The sequence below is a fragment of the Yersinia kristensenii genome (genome assembly GCF_900460525.1).
Lineage (GTDB): Bacteria > Pseudomonadota > Gammaproteobacteria > Enterobacterales > Enterobacteriaceae > Yersinia > Yersinia kristensenii.
In genome coordinates, this window is record NZ_UHIY01000001.1 from 3,209,334 (window position 1) to 3,223,809 (window position 14,476).

A 14,476-nucleotide genomic window follows, 5' to 3' on the forward strand; every position below is an offset into this window, starting at 1 on the left:
AGTTTCTTCGGGAAATCTACTGCACCGAATTCGGCGATAAAAAACCCACCACCTTACCAGCCAGTGCCACAAGGTCGGGCAGTTCTAATGCGGCGACTTCCTGTTCAGTCAGTGACGGATAAGTCATACGCGGCAACACCTTAATCAGCGCGTCAACCTCAGAGTTCGCTACTGCCGCCAGACTGACACCGCGCAGGGTCCCGGCATTGGGTTTGATCAGGGTGATACTCGCGACTTCCTGCCCGCCACGTTTAACTGGGCTTTCCAAAGTGACGATATTCTCGTTTTCTTTCGTCATAATTTTCTCGTTTCACTTAGTTTCAGGGGAAACCGACCAGCCTGACTGACCGGGTAAAGATTACAGGCCGATATTGCGGCGATGTTGCTCGAGGCGGTCGACGCCATTCACCTTCTCAATCAGATTAAGGGTGTCTATTTCGACCAATTCTTTACCATCCAGCGTCAGCTTGAAGTAAGTGCAGACCACCGAGATTTTCGCTTCAGTATCCTCTCCCTCTTTGCCTTCGCCGGTGTCGATCTCTTTCTGGCGGCCCCGCATCACGACTTCGACGGCCACCGTTTCGCCGCTATCATCGCGCTGGTAAGAGCCAGAAAAACGAATCGGTACCGCATTTATACCAGTGGCAGCATACAACTCCCAGATAACCGCATCAGGGAAACCACCAAGCGACCATTCCATTGACAGAGCATCATCATCCAAACCGAGATCGACCGGAGCACAGCCATTCATGCCCGCACCGCGATAGTTTTCGAGCTTACGGGTCAGTTTGGGTAATGTAATTGACTTGGCGACGCCCTGATAATTGTAGCCATTCAGGAACACATTCATCATTTTCAGTTTGCGTGGCATTGCCATTGTTCAGGCTCCTTACTTGCTGTTAACCGAGGAGACCAGATTTGCCAGATACTTATCGGTGATACGCTGGCGTAAGGTCAGGTTTTCTAGTGGCGGTACCGGCGTATAGTCATAATCGATATACAGTTTTCCGGCTTTCAGGGTTTCGGCGTTATTGGCATCTTCATCAAACCAGCAGCTTGCATCGACGATATAGCCGTTAGTTTTCAGCTCGCGAAACTTGGCATTGATGCCATCCACGATGTCGCGAATTAGTGTGGTGGTGACAGGTTTATCCACCGCCCACCTATGCCCCTCGGCTAGGGTATCGGCGATAACCTGTGCGGTGCGGGTATAGTTCTCAAACAGGAATAGCGGGTCATCCGAGCAGGTACGGTTACCCCAAAAACGGAAACCATCTTTGCGGATTAGCGTGGTGATACCGGATTCATTGAGCAGGTCGGCATCAGTACCCGGTTCTTGTAAATCCCAGAATACCGAGGCGCTGATACCGGTGACGCCATTGACGCCGACGTTAGACAGCGTTTTGTGCCAGCCCTGTTCTTGGTCGATCTTGGCACGCAGACCGAGTGCGCGAGCGGTGGCGTAGGCAATAGCTGTCGTGTTAGTCGCAGTGTTCCATGCCAGAAAATCCGGCCAGATCACCATCAGCTCACGCTGGCTGAAATTCTCGCGATAGGCTTTCGCTTCGGAAACAGTCTTACAGTCCCACGCGCTGACATAACCAAATGCGCGTAACTTCTGGCAAGTGGATGCAAGTGCTACGGCGACCTCTTTGGTGTCCAGCCCCGGCACCCCAAGAATGCGGGGCTTAACACCGGTGACTGCCTCGGCGGTAAGCAGGGCTTTCAGGCCAGTATATTTACCGTTTTCATCAGTGGTGCCAATGATGTTGGAAACTGTCTGCGCGAGTTTGGCTTCTTCATCATCGCCGGAACCCTCCTCCACACGCACAACAACAATGACGGGTTTCGACTGATCGGCAATAGCCTGTAATGCTGCGGCCAATGTGCCTTTTTTACCGGCTTTGGCGATGGCGCTCTGTACATTGGTAATTAACACCGGCTCATTGAGGGGAAATGTTGCTGCATCTGCATCGCTGGCCGTGCAGACCATACCAACAATCGCGGTTGAGACAGTAGAAATGACACGGGTACCGTCGTTGATTTCGATGACCTGTACGCCGTGGTGATAGTCACTCATCCGTTTAACTCCGTGGTTAAGAGATGAGTGTTATTGTCCGGTTAGTCTTTAAAAGGTGCTATTTATCCGGGTTGGCTAAGGTCTGGCACAACAGCAGGCAGTGACAAAATCATCAGACATGCAAAGTCGAAGCCGCACTTATCCGGAAAGGGTTTTTATGCGTGGACCTCCGCCCCTATTACCTAAAAATATTTTCAAACATATATCTGTCATCGGTAATATGCGATTCTGGGCATAAAAATACGAACTCTACCGTTGTTTTCGCGGTGAGTTGATGTGCAGTATTGGGATAAATGCAAAATACAGAACCTTTGCTAAATTTATCCTCTCGGTGATTTTTTAAAATACCCTCTATAACATCTGCTGTCCAAATAGAGCCCTCTCCCGAAAGGATGATATACCATTCTTCACCCTCAGTATGACTATGGCAGCCGACATACTTTCCTTGATCAATTATTGTACCATAGGCCTGTAAACCCTTTTTCTTAAACATTTCTATAATTGATATACCCACTACGTGGTCTTCTTTTATTTTATTACCACCAAAATTTGAAAAAATTATCATGCTAAAAATCCTTTTTGTTAGTAGAGTAAAAAATGACCTAGACAGCTGATGGTAGCCGCTATTTAATAATTAAACAATCACGACTTAAATATGGAAGTAAGATGAATTATTACCTATTTAATTAATAATTAAAATATAATTACGACACTAAAAGGTGAATTGAATGAATAAATCCCTATACGACTCACTCAAGTTATTAATACATTTTTGGAAACTCAGTTCTGAGCCTTGGGGGGCAAAAGATAATCAATCAAAGTTTATTTATGCAAATGATAAATACAAAGCCTTATTGGCATTACCAAACAAATTTTGCGTTGAAGGACGATTTGATGGAGAACTCCCAGCACCTACCGCTGAATTTCAAACAGATTTTCAACAGCATGATCGCAAAGTCGAGCTATTGCAAGACCGTATAACATCGATTGAAATACATGCTTTTGACGGGCAAACCTATTTTCAAGCTTGGTTTTTTGATAAGTATCCTTTAATAGATAAAGACGGCATTTCACAAGGAACGATTTTCCATGGAAGACCGGTCGATAATCTATTACTAAAGAATTTGTATAAAATAAAAATCCCAACTTCACTTGTATTCACACCTCCATCTGAATTGTTTTCAAAACGAGAGTGGGAAGTTATTTTTTATATCATGCAATCATTTACCAGCAAGGAGATATCAAAAAAAATACATTTATCACCGAGGACAATCTGTAACATAATTCAGAATATTTACGGGAAAATTAATGTCACCAGTAAAAAACAGCTAATCGAGTATTGTTATGAGAATAAAATAAATAACTATATACCCCAAAGCTTCTTCGAAGCTACAGGTTCATTTCCTCTTATGTCATAATTAACTTATTAAAATAAACATATCGTTATCTTAACCTTTGTGTACTAAAATACAGAACTCAATAAAACGTGAGTTTGTCAGAGGAGTAAGCGGGCGAGCGCTCGCCTGAATTACGCCGGTTTTTTCGGCCAATCAATACCCGGTGCCGCTGATATATCTAGCTGATTAAGCTGAACGCGATATTTACGCCATGCTACTAACTCAGTTTCGGCGGTTGGGGTGGACATATCAAACTCAATACTGTCTTTGAGAATTTCAATTTGAGTATTGGCATCGTCCAGCAAAATACTTTTCCTTTGCCTTGCTTCGGCTAAGTAATATTGTTTTTCCGCCTCACTGTCTTTAACCCATTTAGTGCCATTCCAACGGTCAAATGGACTGGTGGGGGCCAGTAGGGTGGTGTTTTCTGGCAGCGAACCAAGCTGATTGATGGTTTGTGGCTCACCGGTTTGCGTGTTGTAAACCTCGGTTTCGCGACGGTCTTCGACATATTCCCATCGCTGGGTTTCTTCATTAAAAATAACTGCATATCCCTTTCTGGCGAGCAAAGGTTTTATCTCCGTGCAGGATGCGGGTAGCCCAGTATAGGGAGCAATATAGTAATCACTTTCCCCAACAAATTCTTTAGTCTCATAATGATAATTAAAAACAGTAACAATCTGTTCTTTGTCAGACATGACAAAAGCCATAATTATGCAGCCCTCACAATGTAGTTAAACGCCATATTAACTGGACGGTTTTCTTTGGCTGTTGGGACGACGCGGGAAGCGTCAAATTTCTTGGTTGTTGCTCCATTACCACCATCATTAATAGCATTGTGTCCAAAAGCTTTACCTTCCTGATAGAACGCTCCCCCACAGTCAGTCCAATATGAGTTACCGGCCAACCTTTGAACGTAATACCCAGTAATGTTCCTGATGGCATCTCCCTGAAAACTGAGCAATGTACGTCCACCATCAAGGTTTCGCCCATTGTCCCAGCCACGGATAAATACGCCGCGCAAATCAGGCAATACGCCGTTTGGATAGGCCTTTGCCAATTGAGGGCATCGCGCTTTATCAAATGGCTGACCATTACAAATTATCCAACCTGTTGGCGGTGTAGCTAACGGCCACGGCAGTGGAATACCGACAGGTAAATTATCTGGCACGCGTAAATAACGGGCATCACTTTCAGCTTTGTTGTAAACCCCAATATTACGAGTAAACAATGGTTTATTGGGGATATCAGCGCCGTTCTGGCTTTTTTGCAGTGCACCTGTCGCTTTATTGACGGTATCTCGCAAGCCAAGGTTATCGACAAAACGTGGTTTATCGGGAATATCAGCGCCATTACTGCCTTTTGCCAACTTAGTACTAAGAGAGTCCGCTAATGCCTTTAGGGTGCCAAATTCAACAGGAACGTTACCTTTCAGAATGCTAATCCATGTACGTACAAATCCAGTGGTCGCTATTTGCTGATTATTGCTGTCTTGTTCTGGCGTGGGTGCTGTTGGTCTTCCCGTCAAAGCTGGGCTGTGTTTGAATGCATATTGGTTATGCGGATTAGCAGCATCAATATGTTTTTGATGTAAAGTATCGGCGTACTGTTTAACTTCAATGATTTTATTATCAACATATTGGCGAGTTGCCAGCACCACTGACGGATCAACTTTTAACTCCATCGCACTGGTGCTGGAAACAATTAAAATCATTCGAATGGTTTGAGTTCGGCCACTCCCCTCCTGTAACAATGGCTTGTATGTTTCAGGGCAGTTTGCGACGGCAATTAACAATCCTTCACTGTCAAACAGACCGATTTCACGAATAAACCAGCCGCCCTCATTTTCGGGAATAACCTGCTCGACAATTATCTGATTTATATTTTGCGGGTCAATTGAGAGCATATTAACTACGCCTCGCCTGACTTCATTTATTAGCGTTGTTTGTTCTGGATTTGGCGTTACAGCCTTTCCGCCACCATCCCCGACAGACATATGGGTAATTTTTAACGTTGTCCCTAATGCTGCTGCATTGGCCAACCGGGCCGCACCCTGATTAGTCAAAATTGCAAAATATTTCGTAGTCATTGGTTTACACGTTCAGTGAGTCAATTAAATGTATAGCTGAAGCTGGGAAGAACTCGCCCCCGACGGTGATTTCATCCGCTATATAGGGGTAGATGGTCAGCGTTTCACCGTGATAACAACTTGCACCGACAAATAGGCTACCGCTTGAACTTAGACTGATATTAAGGCCTATTAGGTGGCGGCTTGCTGGTTTGGCATCATTAATTAAAAGCTCGAGCACCTGATACATTTCGTCAGTAATACCACTGTCGAGCACTCCAATAACGAGGCGAAAAGTGCCGGGTTCCTCGTTAAGCTGCCACCACTCTTTAACTTCAATCAGATAGCCAAGCGGTTCCACCGCCCGCCGCAATGCACTGATAGTGCCTTTGTGTTGATGGATAAAAAATGAGGATGCAATAACATGGCGCTTAGTCGCTTCCGGCCAGTTAAAATCCCACCGGTCAACCGACAGCGCCCACGCCAAATAAGATAACAGTGCGACAGGACATCGCTGCGGATCCCCCAATGTACGTAGTGGCACTGGCACTCGGGTAATTTCAGCCGCAGCCATTACGGTGGCGACTTCCAGCGCCGATGAGCCCACGGGCAACAAACGATTATCACTCATCCGTCCCCCCTACGGTGATCGTGTATTCAGTGCAATAAGATGCCTGGTATTTATCGAGCACCATGTCATGGGCTGGCGAAGCCAGTTCCACACGCTGCACTCCTTCGACGTGAAGTGCGGCATGGATGGCCGACAGGCGAATATCCCTCCCGATCCGATGCTGCAAGCTGATATAGGTTTTGAGTTGCTGTTCTGCCGCTTGTATAACGGGTTCTTGCTCGGGGCCGGGGTAAAAATATAACGTCGCATTAATCTGATATGGCACAATCTTGGCGCTCTGTACTGTTACACGGTCGCCCACCGGGCGCATGTCATCAGCATTGAGCGATTTTTCTACAGCAGCCAGTAGATCAGAATTAGCGGTGCCGTCACCCTCACGTGATAGCACAGTAATCGTCACACAAGCAGGGGTAGGACTGACGACAGAAATATCCGCAACACGCCCGTCAGCGCTGCGACCATGATACTCATAAGCCCCGACCGGCCCCGCCACACTCAGCCCCTCGAATGCCTGCTGTGCTCGCAGACGCAAATCGGTGTCAGACTCCATCACTGCCGGTGTGGGTGGAATTGTGGTGTTATCTGCCGGGGTGATAGTAAGCCGCTCGGTATTGTTGTTTGCCGCCATCACGTCAAGATCATGACCAACGGCATAGGCCAGCATATTGGCGCGGGCCGCTTCGTTGACTCGCTGACGCCAGATAACCTCACGGTAAGCATTTTCTTCAAGGAGTTTGGTCAGCGGTTCTGACTCCAGTGCTAGCGTGCGTGCAACGGCTTCCTGCTGTTCTTCGGGGAACAGAGAAATCAGTGTCGCTTTGCGCTCGGTGAGGATGGTTTCGAAATCAAGCTTCTCTACCACATCCGGCGCGGGGAGCTGGTTCAGGTCGATAATCGGCATGGTTTCAACTCACAGGAAGGGTTAACAAAAGATTTTCGCCCGTTTCAGCGTGTTGGCCAGTCAAGTTGACCACCATCTGACCGTTAAACCGGTGTTCTGTGGTCACCGAGGTCAACTTTACGCGCGGTTCCCATTTGAGGATCGCCATGTAACAAGCCACCTTGATTTGCAGTTCAAGGGCGGGAGTTTGTGGCTGGTCAATCATTGAAGACAGCAACGAACCATAATCACGGCGCATCACACGCGAACCAATGGGCGTAAGCAAAATATCATTCACACTTTGACGAATATGCTCCGTATCGGTAATCGCCCGACCAGTAGTGCGACTGATACCGATGTAACCTGCAGTCATAGTGGCGCTCCTGTTGTGCCGCCGCTGTCGCCTGGGTGTTGGTGGGTATGCAACACTTTGCCGTTTGACGACAATGAACCGCCGCTATGTTCAATATTGCCGCTCATCTTGCAGCCTTTTTGTACCTCCAGTGAGCCAGCAATCAGCGTATTGGTGCAAATTACTTCGGGCGAGTCGAGAGTAATGCGGGTTGATGCGCTAACCCGTACCTCTGGCACGGAGGCAATAAGAGTTTGCGATGCGGTGATATCGGCGGTTTTAATGCCGCTGACGGTTAACGCACTGCTCTCCGGTTCGTACTCAATCACAGCACCATCGGGAAAAGTAACGTGATAGGCATCCGCCGAGGCAGACGGTGCAGGATGGTCGTCGGAAAAAATCCCCGGCAGCACAAAAGCCGTATCAAGCTCACCACCGACCGCCAGAATTAATACCTGCTCATCCACCGAGGGTGCCCACCATGTGCAAGAACGTCCAGCGCGGTGAGTCAGCCACTGGAGCCAGTCGGTATAAATACCCCCCGTTTGCACACGGCAGCGGCCAGCAATCAGGTCGGTTTCGACAATCACGCCAGTGCGGATCATATTGCGCAGCATGCGGGCAAGTTCTTGAATATTTGCGAGTGTGTTCATAACGGAGAGGATGCCGGTGTGGTCATTCGATGGCAACGTGATGCCATTGGGCAGTAAACTACACAACAGGTTGTCGTTACGGCGTTTTGAAAGCTGAATAATTTGAAAAGGAATCCAAAATGTTTGATTTTATTGGCAGTGGAATTGATGGTCTTTATAAAATATTTTGGTTGATTATTATTTTGTATCTTGTTGTGTCGGGAGGCATTGGCTATCTACTCCGATTAATATCTAAACCGCTTAAAGTCGACTTTACTGACAGAATTATAAAAAATCTGGATGGCGACTTCCTAGACTTGCAATTACTTCGGCTTTACCACGGCATCAATGTTCTCAACAAGAAAGACGCGAGGCTGGTATCTAAAGCCATAAGCAAAGGAATTCTATCTGAAAAAAACTTCAGATTTCTTTCCTTTGCTCCTCCAATAGGAAAATTCAAACATGGCAAAGCTGAAATTGTTCTCTATGTAGCGTTAGTTTTACTTTTTTTTGCATCCATTCTTATAGTTTGCAACTCGGTAAGAACATACAAATATAATTATGCTTCGTTTAATGCAGGCAGTGAACGCGCCCTTATCTCCGAAATCTATGTTTACGACCCCGAAAGCAATGAATATTTCAACGCGAAACAATGCAGGGAACTTACAACCGCTACAAATAAGAGAATTCTAATATCAGCATGTGGCTACCTTCTTACAAAAGATCCCGCAGAGAAAAGAGAACTAATGACCGCAATAGAAAATAACAATTCGTCATTCATTGCGGCGATGATACTAATTGTATTGCTCTTTATAATTACGTCATTTTTAACTCTTGGTTATGTGATTTACTTTGATACTAACAATAAGTTTATTGATTTTAAAAACAATGAGGAAAGACGTTTTGAATGAGCACTAACTTAACATTCTAATTACTTCATCCTCTATCAGTTCGGTATCACCATTATTAAACCCGAGTAATTTACGCTCGGGATATTCCACTGCGATACTGTTGCGACCCGGTTTATCCTTTAGCCCATAATGATGCACCCGCGCGATACGCTGTACCTTGCTGGTAAACTCCACCACGGCAGCATTGTCATCGCCTTTGGCTTTCATAAAGCGGTTGGTACGCAGTTTTGTGAACATTTCCCGCTTAATTCGGCCTTTCTTCGCTTTGATCGGTTGGCGCTTTCGCGGAGCATAGGGAGTGCCATCCGGCGATTTTTGGGATTTGATTCGCTGCTGCTGACGTTGGCGTAGCTTCTTCGCAATTTCGACAGTCATACTGCGACGGCTTGCGGGTGATAGCGCAGCAATCAGACCAGCCAACTTATCTTCAAATGGTTTAAATTCATTCATTCCACTGACTCACTGGTTCACCATTAACCCACATTTCTGCCGGTCGCGTTATCGGTTCTGGTCGCGATGGCTCCGGTATGTTTTGCACATGTAACGCGCTGTCGACCTCCCTGACAAGGGTACGCTCGGTCAGTAACAGGTTGATACTGACATCAATGCTATTGTCGTTATTGATATCGGTATACCACGTAAAGCCTTTTTTCTGGCCTTCATCGGTGGTCATAATGTCGGGCTGATTTTCACGTAGCCATGCCATTATCGGCACCAGCAGTAAATCAATATCGCCAGTGAAATCCGTCACCACCACATTGAGAGTGTACTGTTTTTCAAATGACAGTGATGCGGCCAGTGTGGCGGCAATTTTGCCATTATCCACGAATAAACGCAGCATGTCGGGATTGGTACGCAGCACCGGCACTGCATCAGTGAGAGTCTTGCGCAAATTGTCGGGTTTCAGCATCTAATTCATCCTGACATTGTTTAACAATTTCAACCTGTAACGCACAACGTTCGAGTGCATGCTCAAGCTGACGAATATCGGCACTCAAATCGCCGTTAGTTGTCGGGTCGCTGCCGGGCATCGGGCAAAGGCTGACTCTCGGGCATCCGCTGTAAACAATGACTGGCGGATGCACAGGCGGGGCGTCGGTGCATCCGGCGCACAACATCAGGCAAATCAGTGCGGTACCAGCGGCGAAAGGTTTCGTTTTCATTGAGTAATCTTGTGATGGTTTGTTCACGCTGTGCTGCCAGTTTTCCGGCGGCATCAAGCTTCCGACGCAGGGCAACCTGTGCTCTCTCATTTTTCTCAGCTCGGTTGGCAGCAACGTTAAGTTGATTTTTTAGCATGCTAATCGTACTTTTTTGCTCGTTAGTGACACGATTAGCTCCCTCAAGCGACCGGCTTAATTTGTCGTTCTCGTCACGCAGCCATAGCACACCGAACACGGCCAGAATTAGCAACACGATGAGTGTTTTCATTGCGTTCCCTTAAGACAATAAGCACGTTCACGCTGGCGGCGATTCTCCAGCCCTTTACTTTTGACTCCATTGACATATACCCAGCGAGAGAGTTGATTACATGCCTGTTCCCATTGTCGGTGTTTTAGATACGAAACTAGCGTCGAGCGACAGGCGGCTGCCGTGCCGACGTTAAACGAGAAACTGACAAGTGCATCGTAAATCGGCTGCGGCATGTCTACCGGCACACAAGCCGCCAGTTGTTGTTCAACATGGAGAACATCAGCGACTAAGTTTTCCGCCGCATCACGCTCGGTAATCTCTCTTTTAGGCACAACGCCAGCAGTGTGACCAATACCTGATGTCCACACTCCCGCGCTGCATTGATAGGGCCGTAGACGGCATCCCTCAAGGTCTGCGATCAGGGCAAGACCTTCCGGCGAGGTATGTAGTAAATGAAAATCGGGCATCAATATCGTCAACGCCAGCACTACACCGACACTGCAACGTTTAACGATTGAGTTCACGGGTCACCCCTTCATTAAGCCCCATAGATCTGAGGTAATTAAAGGTTTTACGGCGATACCAGAAATTAACCAGCGCGGTAAAAATGGCACAGCTCCCACCGATATAGAGCGCAAACCTATCTGGCGTCTGTGTGCCGAACCATGCAAGTGCTACTGATAACCAGTAAGTAATAAATGTGCTGATCTTCTCCATTGTCAGTCCCACAGGTTTACAGTCTCTGTGACAGGTGAGGTTTGAATATCTGGCAACTCAACGGGAGTACCATGCGGTAGCACCGCCCCAAGTTCTGCCAGCCCTGGATTAGCGGCGAGCACCGTTTCAAATACCCCCTCTGTGCGCCCGTAATATCGATCGCAAATGAGGTCAAGGGTATCGCCTTGTTGCGCAATGATTTGCATCAGATGTGGCCCACAATACAGCGTGGTTTATCTTGGATGCGCGAGACCGACCAGCGCATATCCCGCCACAACTCATCAATAGTGCTGTCGATGCTGTCAGCTTTTTTGTCGCCTTTGGCACTGGCATCCACGCCGCGATAACGTTCATACAAGGTCGCGGTCGCCATTGCACAAACGGCGCGCACATAATGTAAAACACGGATATTCTCCCCATCGACCTCATCTGACGGCACATCTATAAGGCGGTTAAACCCAGCGGCGACTTGCTGCTCGCGAAAATCGTGTAACTCCGCATTGGTTTCTGCCATACCGGTTTTAATGGCCTCCCGTAACCGGGCTGGGGCGATGGTTTGCTCAAGGCGCATCAGGTCACGAACGTGCTTCGGATCAATATCGGGAAAGAAGAATGTGTTCTTTATCAGTGGCTCGTCATGTGCAGATGGCGGAATGACTACGGTACCGCCATGTGGCTGCTTATCTTTTGGGGAAATAATCACTGTCGTCATGACAACCTCAAAATAGAGGGCGGTGGACGCAAACGTTGATCTGGCATGTTGTCGCGGCTTGCGTGCCGCCCGGCGCGGGGCGCGTTTGGTTAGCGGCTGGCTTTGCGTAGTTGGCTCTCCAACCGTTCAATATCTTTTTTCACACCGCAATGGTTATTGAGCTGTAACGCGCGCCTGAGATGTACCAAGGCTGATTCGGTTTTACCACTGTCCCGCAGGACGATACCGGCGATTTTGTGTAGCTTGGCGCGCACTTGATCTGGCATATCTTCGGCATCGGTCAGTTCCATTGTGGCCAGCAGGTGGCCGATATTGACGGGCTGGCCCGCACTGTGGGCGCGAGTGGCAGCATCGGCCACATCTTCAGCCAATAAGTAAGGCGTAGAACGTTTATAGCGATCTGGCATCACGAGGCGATGGTGCAAGGCATAGTGGGCAATCTCCAGCGCACCGGCAATATCGCCAATATCCAGCTTCCACACCATAACCGTCATCAATACCGCATCTTGTGCACCTCGACCTTCGCTCAATACTCCGCTCACCCAAGGGGCGTAATAGGGCAGCATTTCCCGTTTGCGTTCAGCTTTGCGCTCCATTGAATGCACATTTTTTAGAGCGCGAATATCTTCAGCCAGTTTTAGTAGCATCAGTTCATAGCCATTGGCATGGCGCAGCGGCTCATCAATTTGCTGCGCCGCCTCCGCCGCTAAAACTCGCATCATGTGCCGTCTGGCGGGGCTTAACATGGTTTAGGCTCCAGTTTCTGAATGTTCGTTTTTTGTTTCAGTCAATAGTTGGATATTTTCAATCAGGCAGCCACAGCCGTATTCCTCCACTACATAATCCTGTTTGATGGATTCGTAGTTTTCGATGCGATCGCGGCGGGCAACTTCTTCGATATGGCGGCGGTGGCTGTCGTCCATAAAATAGATCGATAGGTTGTCCAGACGAGTCACTAACATGGCGTTGGCAGGGAAATAGGGCACGCGCACCGCTGGCAAGTTGCCGATACGTTTCTGACTGACAATCACATCCGCTGCCAGCATTTCGCTATTGGGTTGTTTTTGGTTAATCAGTGGGAAATATTTATCGACTAACAACTCACGGCCACAGATCACCACTAAATCGGGGTCTTCCTGATGCCAAGGGTCAATCATGGTATTGGTGGCATCAAATACCAGCGCATCGAGGTTTTTATAGTCGCCATTTTCGCCGACACGAATCACGCTGGAAATTATCGCACCCTCTTTACCGGTCACTTTATCCATCACCCGTTGCGGTGCTTCGTTGCGGTATTTTTGCAACCAGCCTACGGCTACATCTTGCAGCATTGGGTTTTGCTGACGATTGGAGGTAGCCGCACGTTTCACTCCGTTAAAGCCCGCCATGATGTAATCCAATGCCTGACGCTTGGCGATGGCATCACGTAGCCGCAGTTGAAAATCCTGATACCGCGCCCACAGATCCAGCGTGTTATAGCGGATATGAAAATCAAAGTTCATCTGTTCACACTGATAACGGCGGGCTTCAAGAGCGGCAAAGTCAGCGGTTTCACGCTCGCCGCCAGTCGCGGTATCGGTAGTGCTGGCAATAGAACCGGTGACGCCGATACCGATTTTCTCACCCGTTAACTCGGCCACCGGCACCATATTGATACGGCTGAGAAACTCGGATGACTCCTGCACTCGGGTCATCAGGGTTTGGGTAACCGACGGCTCGACGCTGAATTTCTTCGCCACATCGCTCACCTCAATGCCATTCAATTTGGCAACCTGAGTCAGGTAAGCGTTGAATTTGATTCGGGTATTAGGTCGCATGAGGCTCTCTCAGTCTGGTTATTAACAGTTAGTCAGAAAGGTTTCATCACCATTACCGCCGTTGGCCATCGGGCGACGCAGTTGGATCAGGCTTTCGCTCTGGTCGAGGCTGGCGCGCAGGTGGGAAAGTTGCTGCTGATTGGCTTCAATCTGTTGCTCAATTTGTTGAAAACGCTGCTCGTTAGCATCAGCCTGAACTTGCAGCTGTTCGGCTACGGTGGTCACAGCGGCGTGGATATCAGTAAAACGGGCATCGTCAGAGGATTGCTTGCGATTAAACAGCTCTTTTACCCGGCTAAGTAGACTGATTCCGGGTTCAGGAATTTCTTCAAATTCAATCGCGGCCTCAACGGCAACAGAGAACAGATCGGTGGGTTCCAGTTTCTTACCAGCCAGTGGATTAGTTTTGGCGCGGGCGCAGAATTCCAACATTTCAGTACCCAAGCTGGCTGGGTCATCAGTCACCGCCAAACCAATCAGATAGCATTTACCGCTGTTGGAGAAATTCGGGCGAATCTCCATTGAGGTGTAAACCTTTTGTCGAGCTTGCACCATTGCTACCAGATCGTCGGTCGGCACCACCTTGGCATATAACGCCCACTTACCGTTTAGCGCGGAATCATCGTTGATTTTCTCGGCTTTTAGTTCAACCACATCACCATAACGGCGGAAAGGGCTGTCAGGCAGTAAACCTTTAATGTGTTCCAGATTAATGCGGCAGCCATAGACGCGCGGATCAAAGGTATCGGCCATTTGCTGAATGTCATTACCGTCGATAATACGACCATCGCAAGTATCACCTTCGACACCGATACGGAAAAACTTAGAAATTTTCTTAGCCATAATGGGAGTCCGTGAATGGGTCA

General features: G+C 48.0%; 23 protein-coding genes. 2 read left to right on the forward strand and 21 right to left on the reverse strand.

Translation table 11 applies throughout. The annotated features are described in order from the left end of the window. Positions 1 to 16: 16 nt before the first annotated feature. The 4 genes from DX162_RS14640 to DX162_RS14655 all read right to left on the reverse strand — a co-directional run bounded on the left by DX162_RS14640 (position 17) and on the right by DX162_RS14655 (position 2,645). Positions 17 to 298: a phage tail assembly protein gene (locus DX162_RS14640; protein ID WP_004392675.1), complete on the reverse strand. Its 282-nt coding sequence runs from the start codon at positions 296 to 298 to the stop codon at positions 17 to 19. Between the two features lie 60 nt (positions 299 to 358). Next, positions 359 to 877 (reverse strand): phage major tail tube protein, encoded by a 519-nt coding sequence (locus tag DX162_RS14645; RefSeq protein WP_004392673.1) that lies wholly within the window; start codon positions 875 to 877, stop codon positions 359 to 361. Positions 878 to 889: 12 nt separating this feature from the next. Continuing rightward, positions 890 to 2,080 carry a phage tail sheath protein gene (locus DX162_RS14650; protein ID WP_004392672.1) on the reverse strand — a complete coding sequence of 397 codons (1,191 nt, stop codon included), beginning with the start codon at positions 2,078 to 2,080 and terminating at the stop codon, positions 890 to 892. A gap of 178 nt (positions 2,081 to 2,258) precedes the next feature. After that, positions 2,259 to 2,645 (reverse strand): cupin domain-containing protein, encoded by a 387-nt coding sequence (locus tag DX162_RS14655; RefSeq protein ID WP_005169975.1) that lies wholly within the window; start codon positions 2,643 to 2,645, stop codon positions 2,259 to 2,261. Between the two features lie 163 nt (positions 2,646 to 2,808). Here DX162_RS14655 and DX162_RS14660 point away from each other — a divergent pair, with 163 nt between their 5' ends. Further along, on the forward strand, positions 2,809 to 3,498 hold the full coding sequence (locus tag DX162_RS14660; RefSeq protein WP_004392671.1) for a helix-turn-helix transcriptional regulator: 690 nt from the start codon (positions 2,809 to 2,811) through the stop codon (positions 3,496 to 3,498). A 110-nt stretch (positions 3,499 to 3,608) separates the two neighbouring features. On the opposite strand, the gene DX162_RS14665 is transcribed toward DX162_RS14660, so the two are convergent. The 6 genes from DX162_RS14665 to DX162_RS14690 are packed head-to-tail and all read right to left on the reverse strand — an operon-like array spanning position 3,609 to position 8,061. Then, on the reverse strand, positions 3,609 to 4,175 hold the full coding sequence (locus tag DX162_RS14665) for a tail fiber assembly protein (RefSeq protein ID WP_227744175.1): 567 nt from the start codon (positions 4,173 to 4,175) through the stop codon (positions 3,609 to 3,611). Positions 4,176 to 4,189: 14 nt separating this feature from the next. Further along, positions 4,190 to 5,566: a phage tail protein gene (locus tag DX162_RS14670; protein WP_098080818.1), complete on the reverse strand. Its 1,377-nt coding sequence runs from the start codon at positions 5,564 to 5,566 to the stop codon at positions 4,190 to 4,192. 4 nt (positions 5,567 to 5,570) lie between these two features. Further along, positions 5,571 to 6,176, reverse strand: a complete 606-nt coding sequence (locus tag DX162_RS14675) for a phage tail protein I (protein ID WP_032821037.1) — start codon at positions 6,174 to 6,176, stop codon at positions 5,571 to 5,573. Next, on the reverse strand, positions 6,169 to 7,077 hold the full coding sequence (locus DX162_RS14680; protein ID WP_004392905.1) for a baseplate assembly protein: 909 nt from the start codon (positions 7,075 to 7,077) through the stop codon (positions 6,169 to 6,171). The genes DX162_RS14675 and DX162_RS14680 overlap by 8 nt, the downstream gene beginning before the upstream one ends. A gap of 4 nt (positions 7,078 to 7,081) precedes the next feature. Further along, positions 7,082 to 7,429, reverse strand: coding sequence for a GPW/gp25 family protein (locus DX162_RS14685; RefSeq protein WP_032821035.1), 348 nt, complete (start codon positions 7,427 to 7,429; stop codon positions 7,082 to 7,084). Further along, positions 7,426 to 8,061 carry a phage baseplate assembly protein V gene (locus DX162_RS14690; RefSeq protein ID WP_004392903.1) on the reverse strand — a complete coding sequence of 212 codons (636 nt, stop codon included), beginning with the start codon at positions 8,059 to 8,061 and terminating at the stop codon, positions 7,426 to 7,428. Before DX162_RS14690 ends, DX162_RS14685 begins: the two co-directional genes overlap by 4 nt. Before the next feature lie 119 nt (positions 8,062 to 8,180). Between DX162_RS14690 and DX162_RS14695 the strand changes: the two genes are divergently transcribed. Continuing rightward, positions 8,181 to 8,951: a hypothetical protein gene (locus DX162_RS14695; RefSeq protein ID WP_004392902.1), complete on the forward strand. Its 771-nt coding sequence runs from the start codon at positions 8,181 to 8,183 to the stop codon at positions 8,949 to 8,951. Between the two features lie 3 nt (positions 8,952 to 8,954). On the opposite strand, the gene DX162_RS14700 is transcribed toward DX162_RS14695, so the two are convergent. The 11 genes from DX162_RS14700 to DX162_RS14750 all read right to left on the reverse strand — a co-directional run bounded on the left by DX162_RS14700 (position 8,955) and on the right by DX162_RS14750 (position 14,453). Continuing rightward, on the reverse strand, positions 8,955 to 9,401 hold the full coding sequence (locus DX162_RS14700) for a phage virion morphogenesis protein (RefSeq protein WP_032821033.1): 447 nt from the start codon (positions 9,399 to 9,401) through the stop codon (positions 8,955 to 8,957). Further along, a complete protein-coding gene (locus DX162_RS14705) occupies positions 9,394 to 9,861 on the reverse strand; it encodes a phage tail protein (protein ID WP_032821031.1) in 468 nt (155 codons plus the stop codon). Before DX162_RS14705 ends, DX162_RS14700 begins: the two co-directional genes overlap by 8 nt. Beyond that, entirely contained in the window at positions 9,824 to 10,069 is a 246-nt protein-coding gene (gene lysC / locus DX162_RS14710) for an Rz1-like lysis system protein LysC (RefSeq protein ID WP_072099649.1), read from the reverse strand. Before lysC ends, DX162_RS14705 begins: the two co-directional genes overlap by 38 nt. After that, the gene (lysB, locus tag DX162_RS22595) at positions 9,957 to 10,382 is read right to left on the reverse strand and encodes an Rz-like lysis system protein LysB (protein ID WP_032821029.1); all 426 of its coding nucleotides are present in this window, start codon (positions 10,380 to 10,382) and stop codon (positions 9,957 to 9,959) included. Before lysB ends, lysC begins: the two co-directional genes overlap by 113 nt. Then, the gene (locus DX162_RS14720) at positions 10,379 to 10,888 is read right to left on the reverse strand and encodes a lysozyme (RefSeq protein ID WP_032821027.1); all 510 of its coding nucleotides are present in this window, start codon (positions 10,886 to 10,888) and stop codon (positions 10,379 to 10,381) included. The genes lysB and DX162_RS14720 overlap by 4 nt, the downstream gene beginning before the upstream one ends. Next, positions 10,872 to 11,093: a phage holin family protein gene (locus tag DX162_RS14725; protein WP_032821025.1), complete on the reverse strand. Its 222-nt coding sequence runs from the start codon at positions 11,091 to 11,093 to the stop codon at positions 10,872 to 10,874. Before DX162_RS14725 ends, DX162_RS14720 begins: the two co-directional genes overlap by 17 nt. Then, entirely contained in the window at positions 11,084 to 11,287 is a 204-nt protein-coding gene (locus DX162_RS14730; RefSeq protein ID WP_032821023.1) for a tail protein X, read from the reverse strand. The genes DX162_RS14725 and DX162_RS14730 overlap by 10 nt, the downstream gene beginning before the upstream one ends. After that, positions 11,287 to 11,793, reverse strand: coding sequence for a head completion/stabilization protein (locus DX162_RS14735; protein WP_004392892.1), 507 nt, complete (start codon positions 11,791 to 11,793; stop codon positions 11,287 to 11,289). The genes DX162_RS14730 and DX162_RS14735 overlap by 1 nt, the downstream gene beginning before the upstream one ends. An 89-nt stretch (positions 11,794 to 11,882) precedes the next feature. Continuing rightward, the gene (locus DX162_RS14740; RefSeq protein WP_032821021.1) at positions 11,883 to 12,539 is read right to left on the reverse strand and encodes a phage terminase small subunit; all 657 of its coding nucleotides are present in this window, start codon (positions 12,537 to 12,539) and stop codon (positions 11,883 to 11,885) included. Positions 12,540 to 12,542: 3 nt separating this feature from the next. Then, positions 12,543 to 13,610, reverse strand: a complete 1,068-nt coding sequence (locus DX162_RS14745; RefSeq protein WP_004392890.1) for a phage major capsid protein, P2 family — start codon at positions 13,608 to 13,610, stop codon at positions 12,543 to 12,545. Positions 13,611 to 13,631: 21 nt separating this feature from the next. Continuing rightward, positions 13,632 to 14,453 (reverse strand): GPO family capsid scaffolding protein, encoded by an 822-nt coding sequence (locus DX162_RS14750; protein WP_004392889.1) that lies wholly within the window; start codon positions 14,451 to 14,453, stop codon positions 13,632 to 13,634. Positions 14,454 to 14,476: the final 23 nt, after the last annotated feature.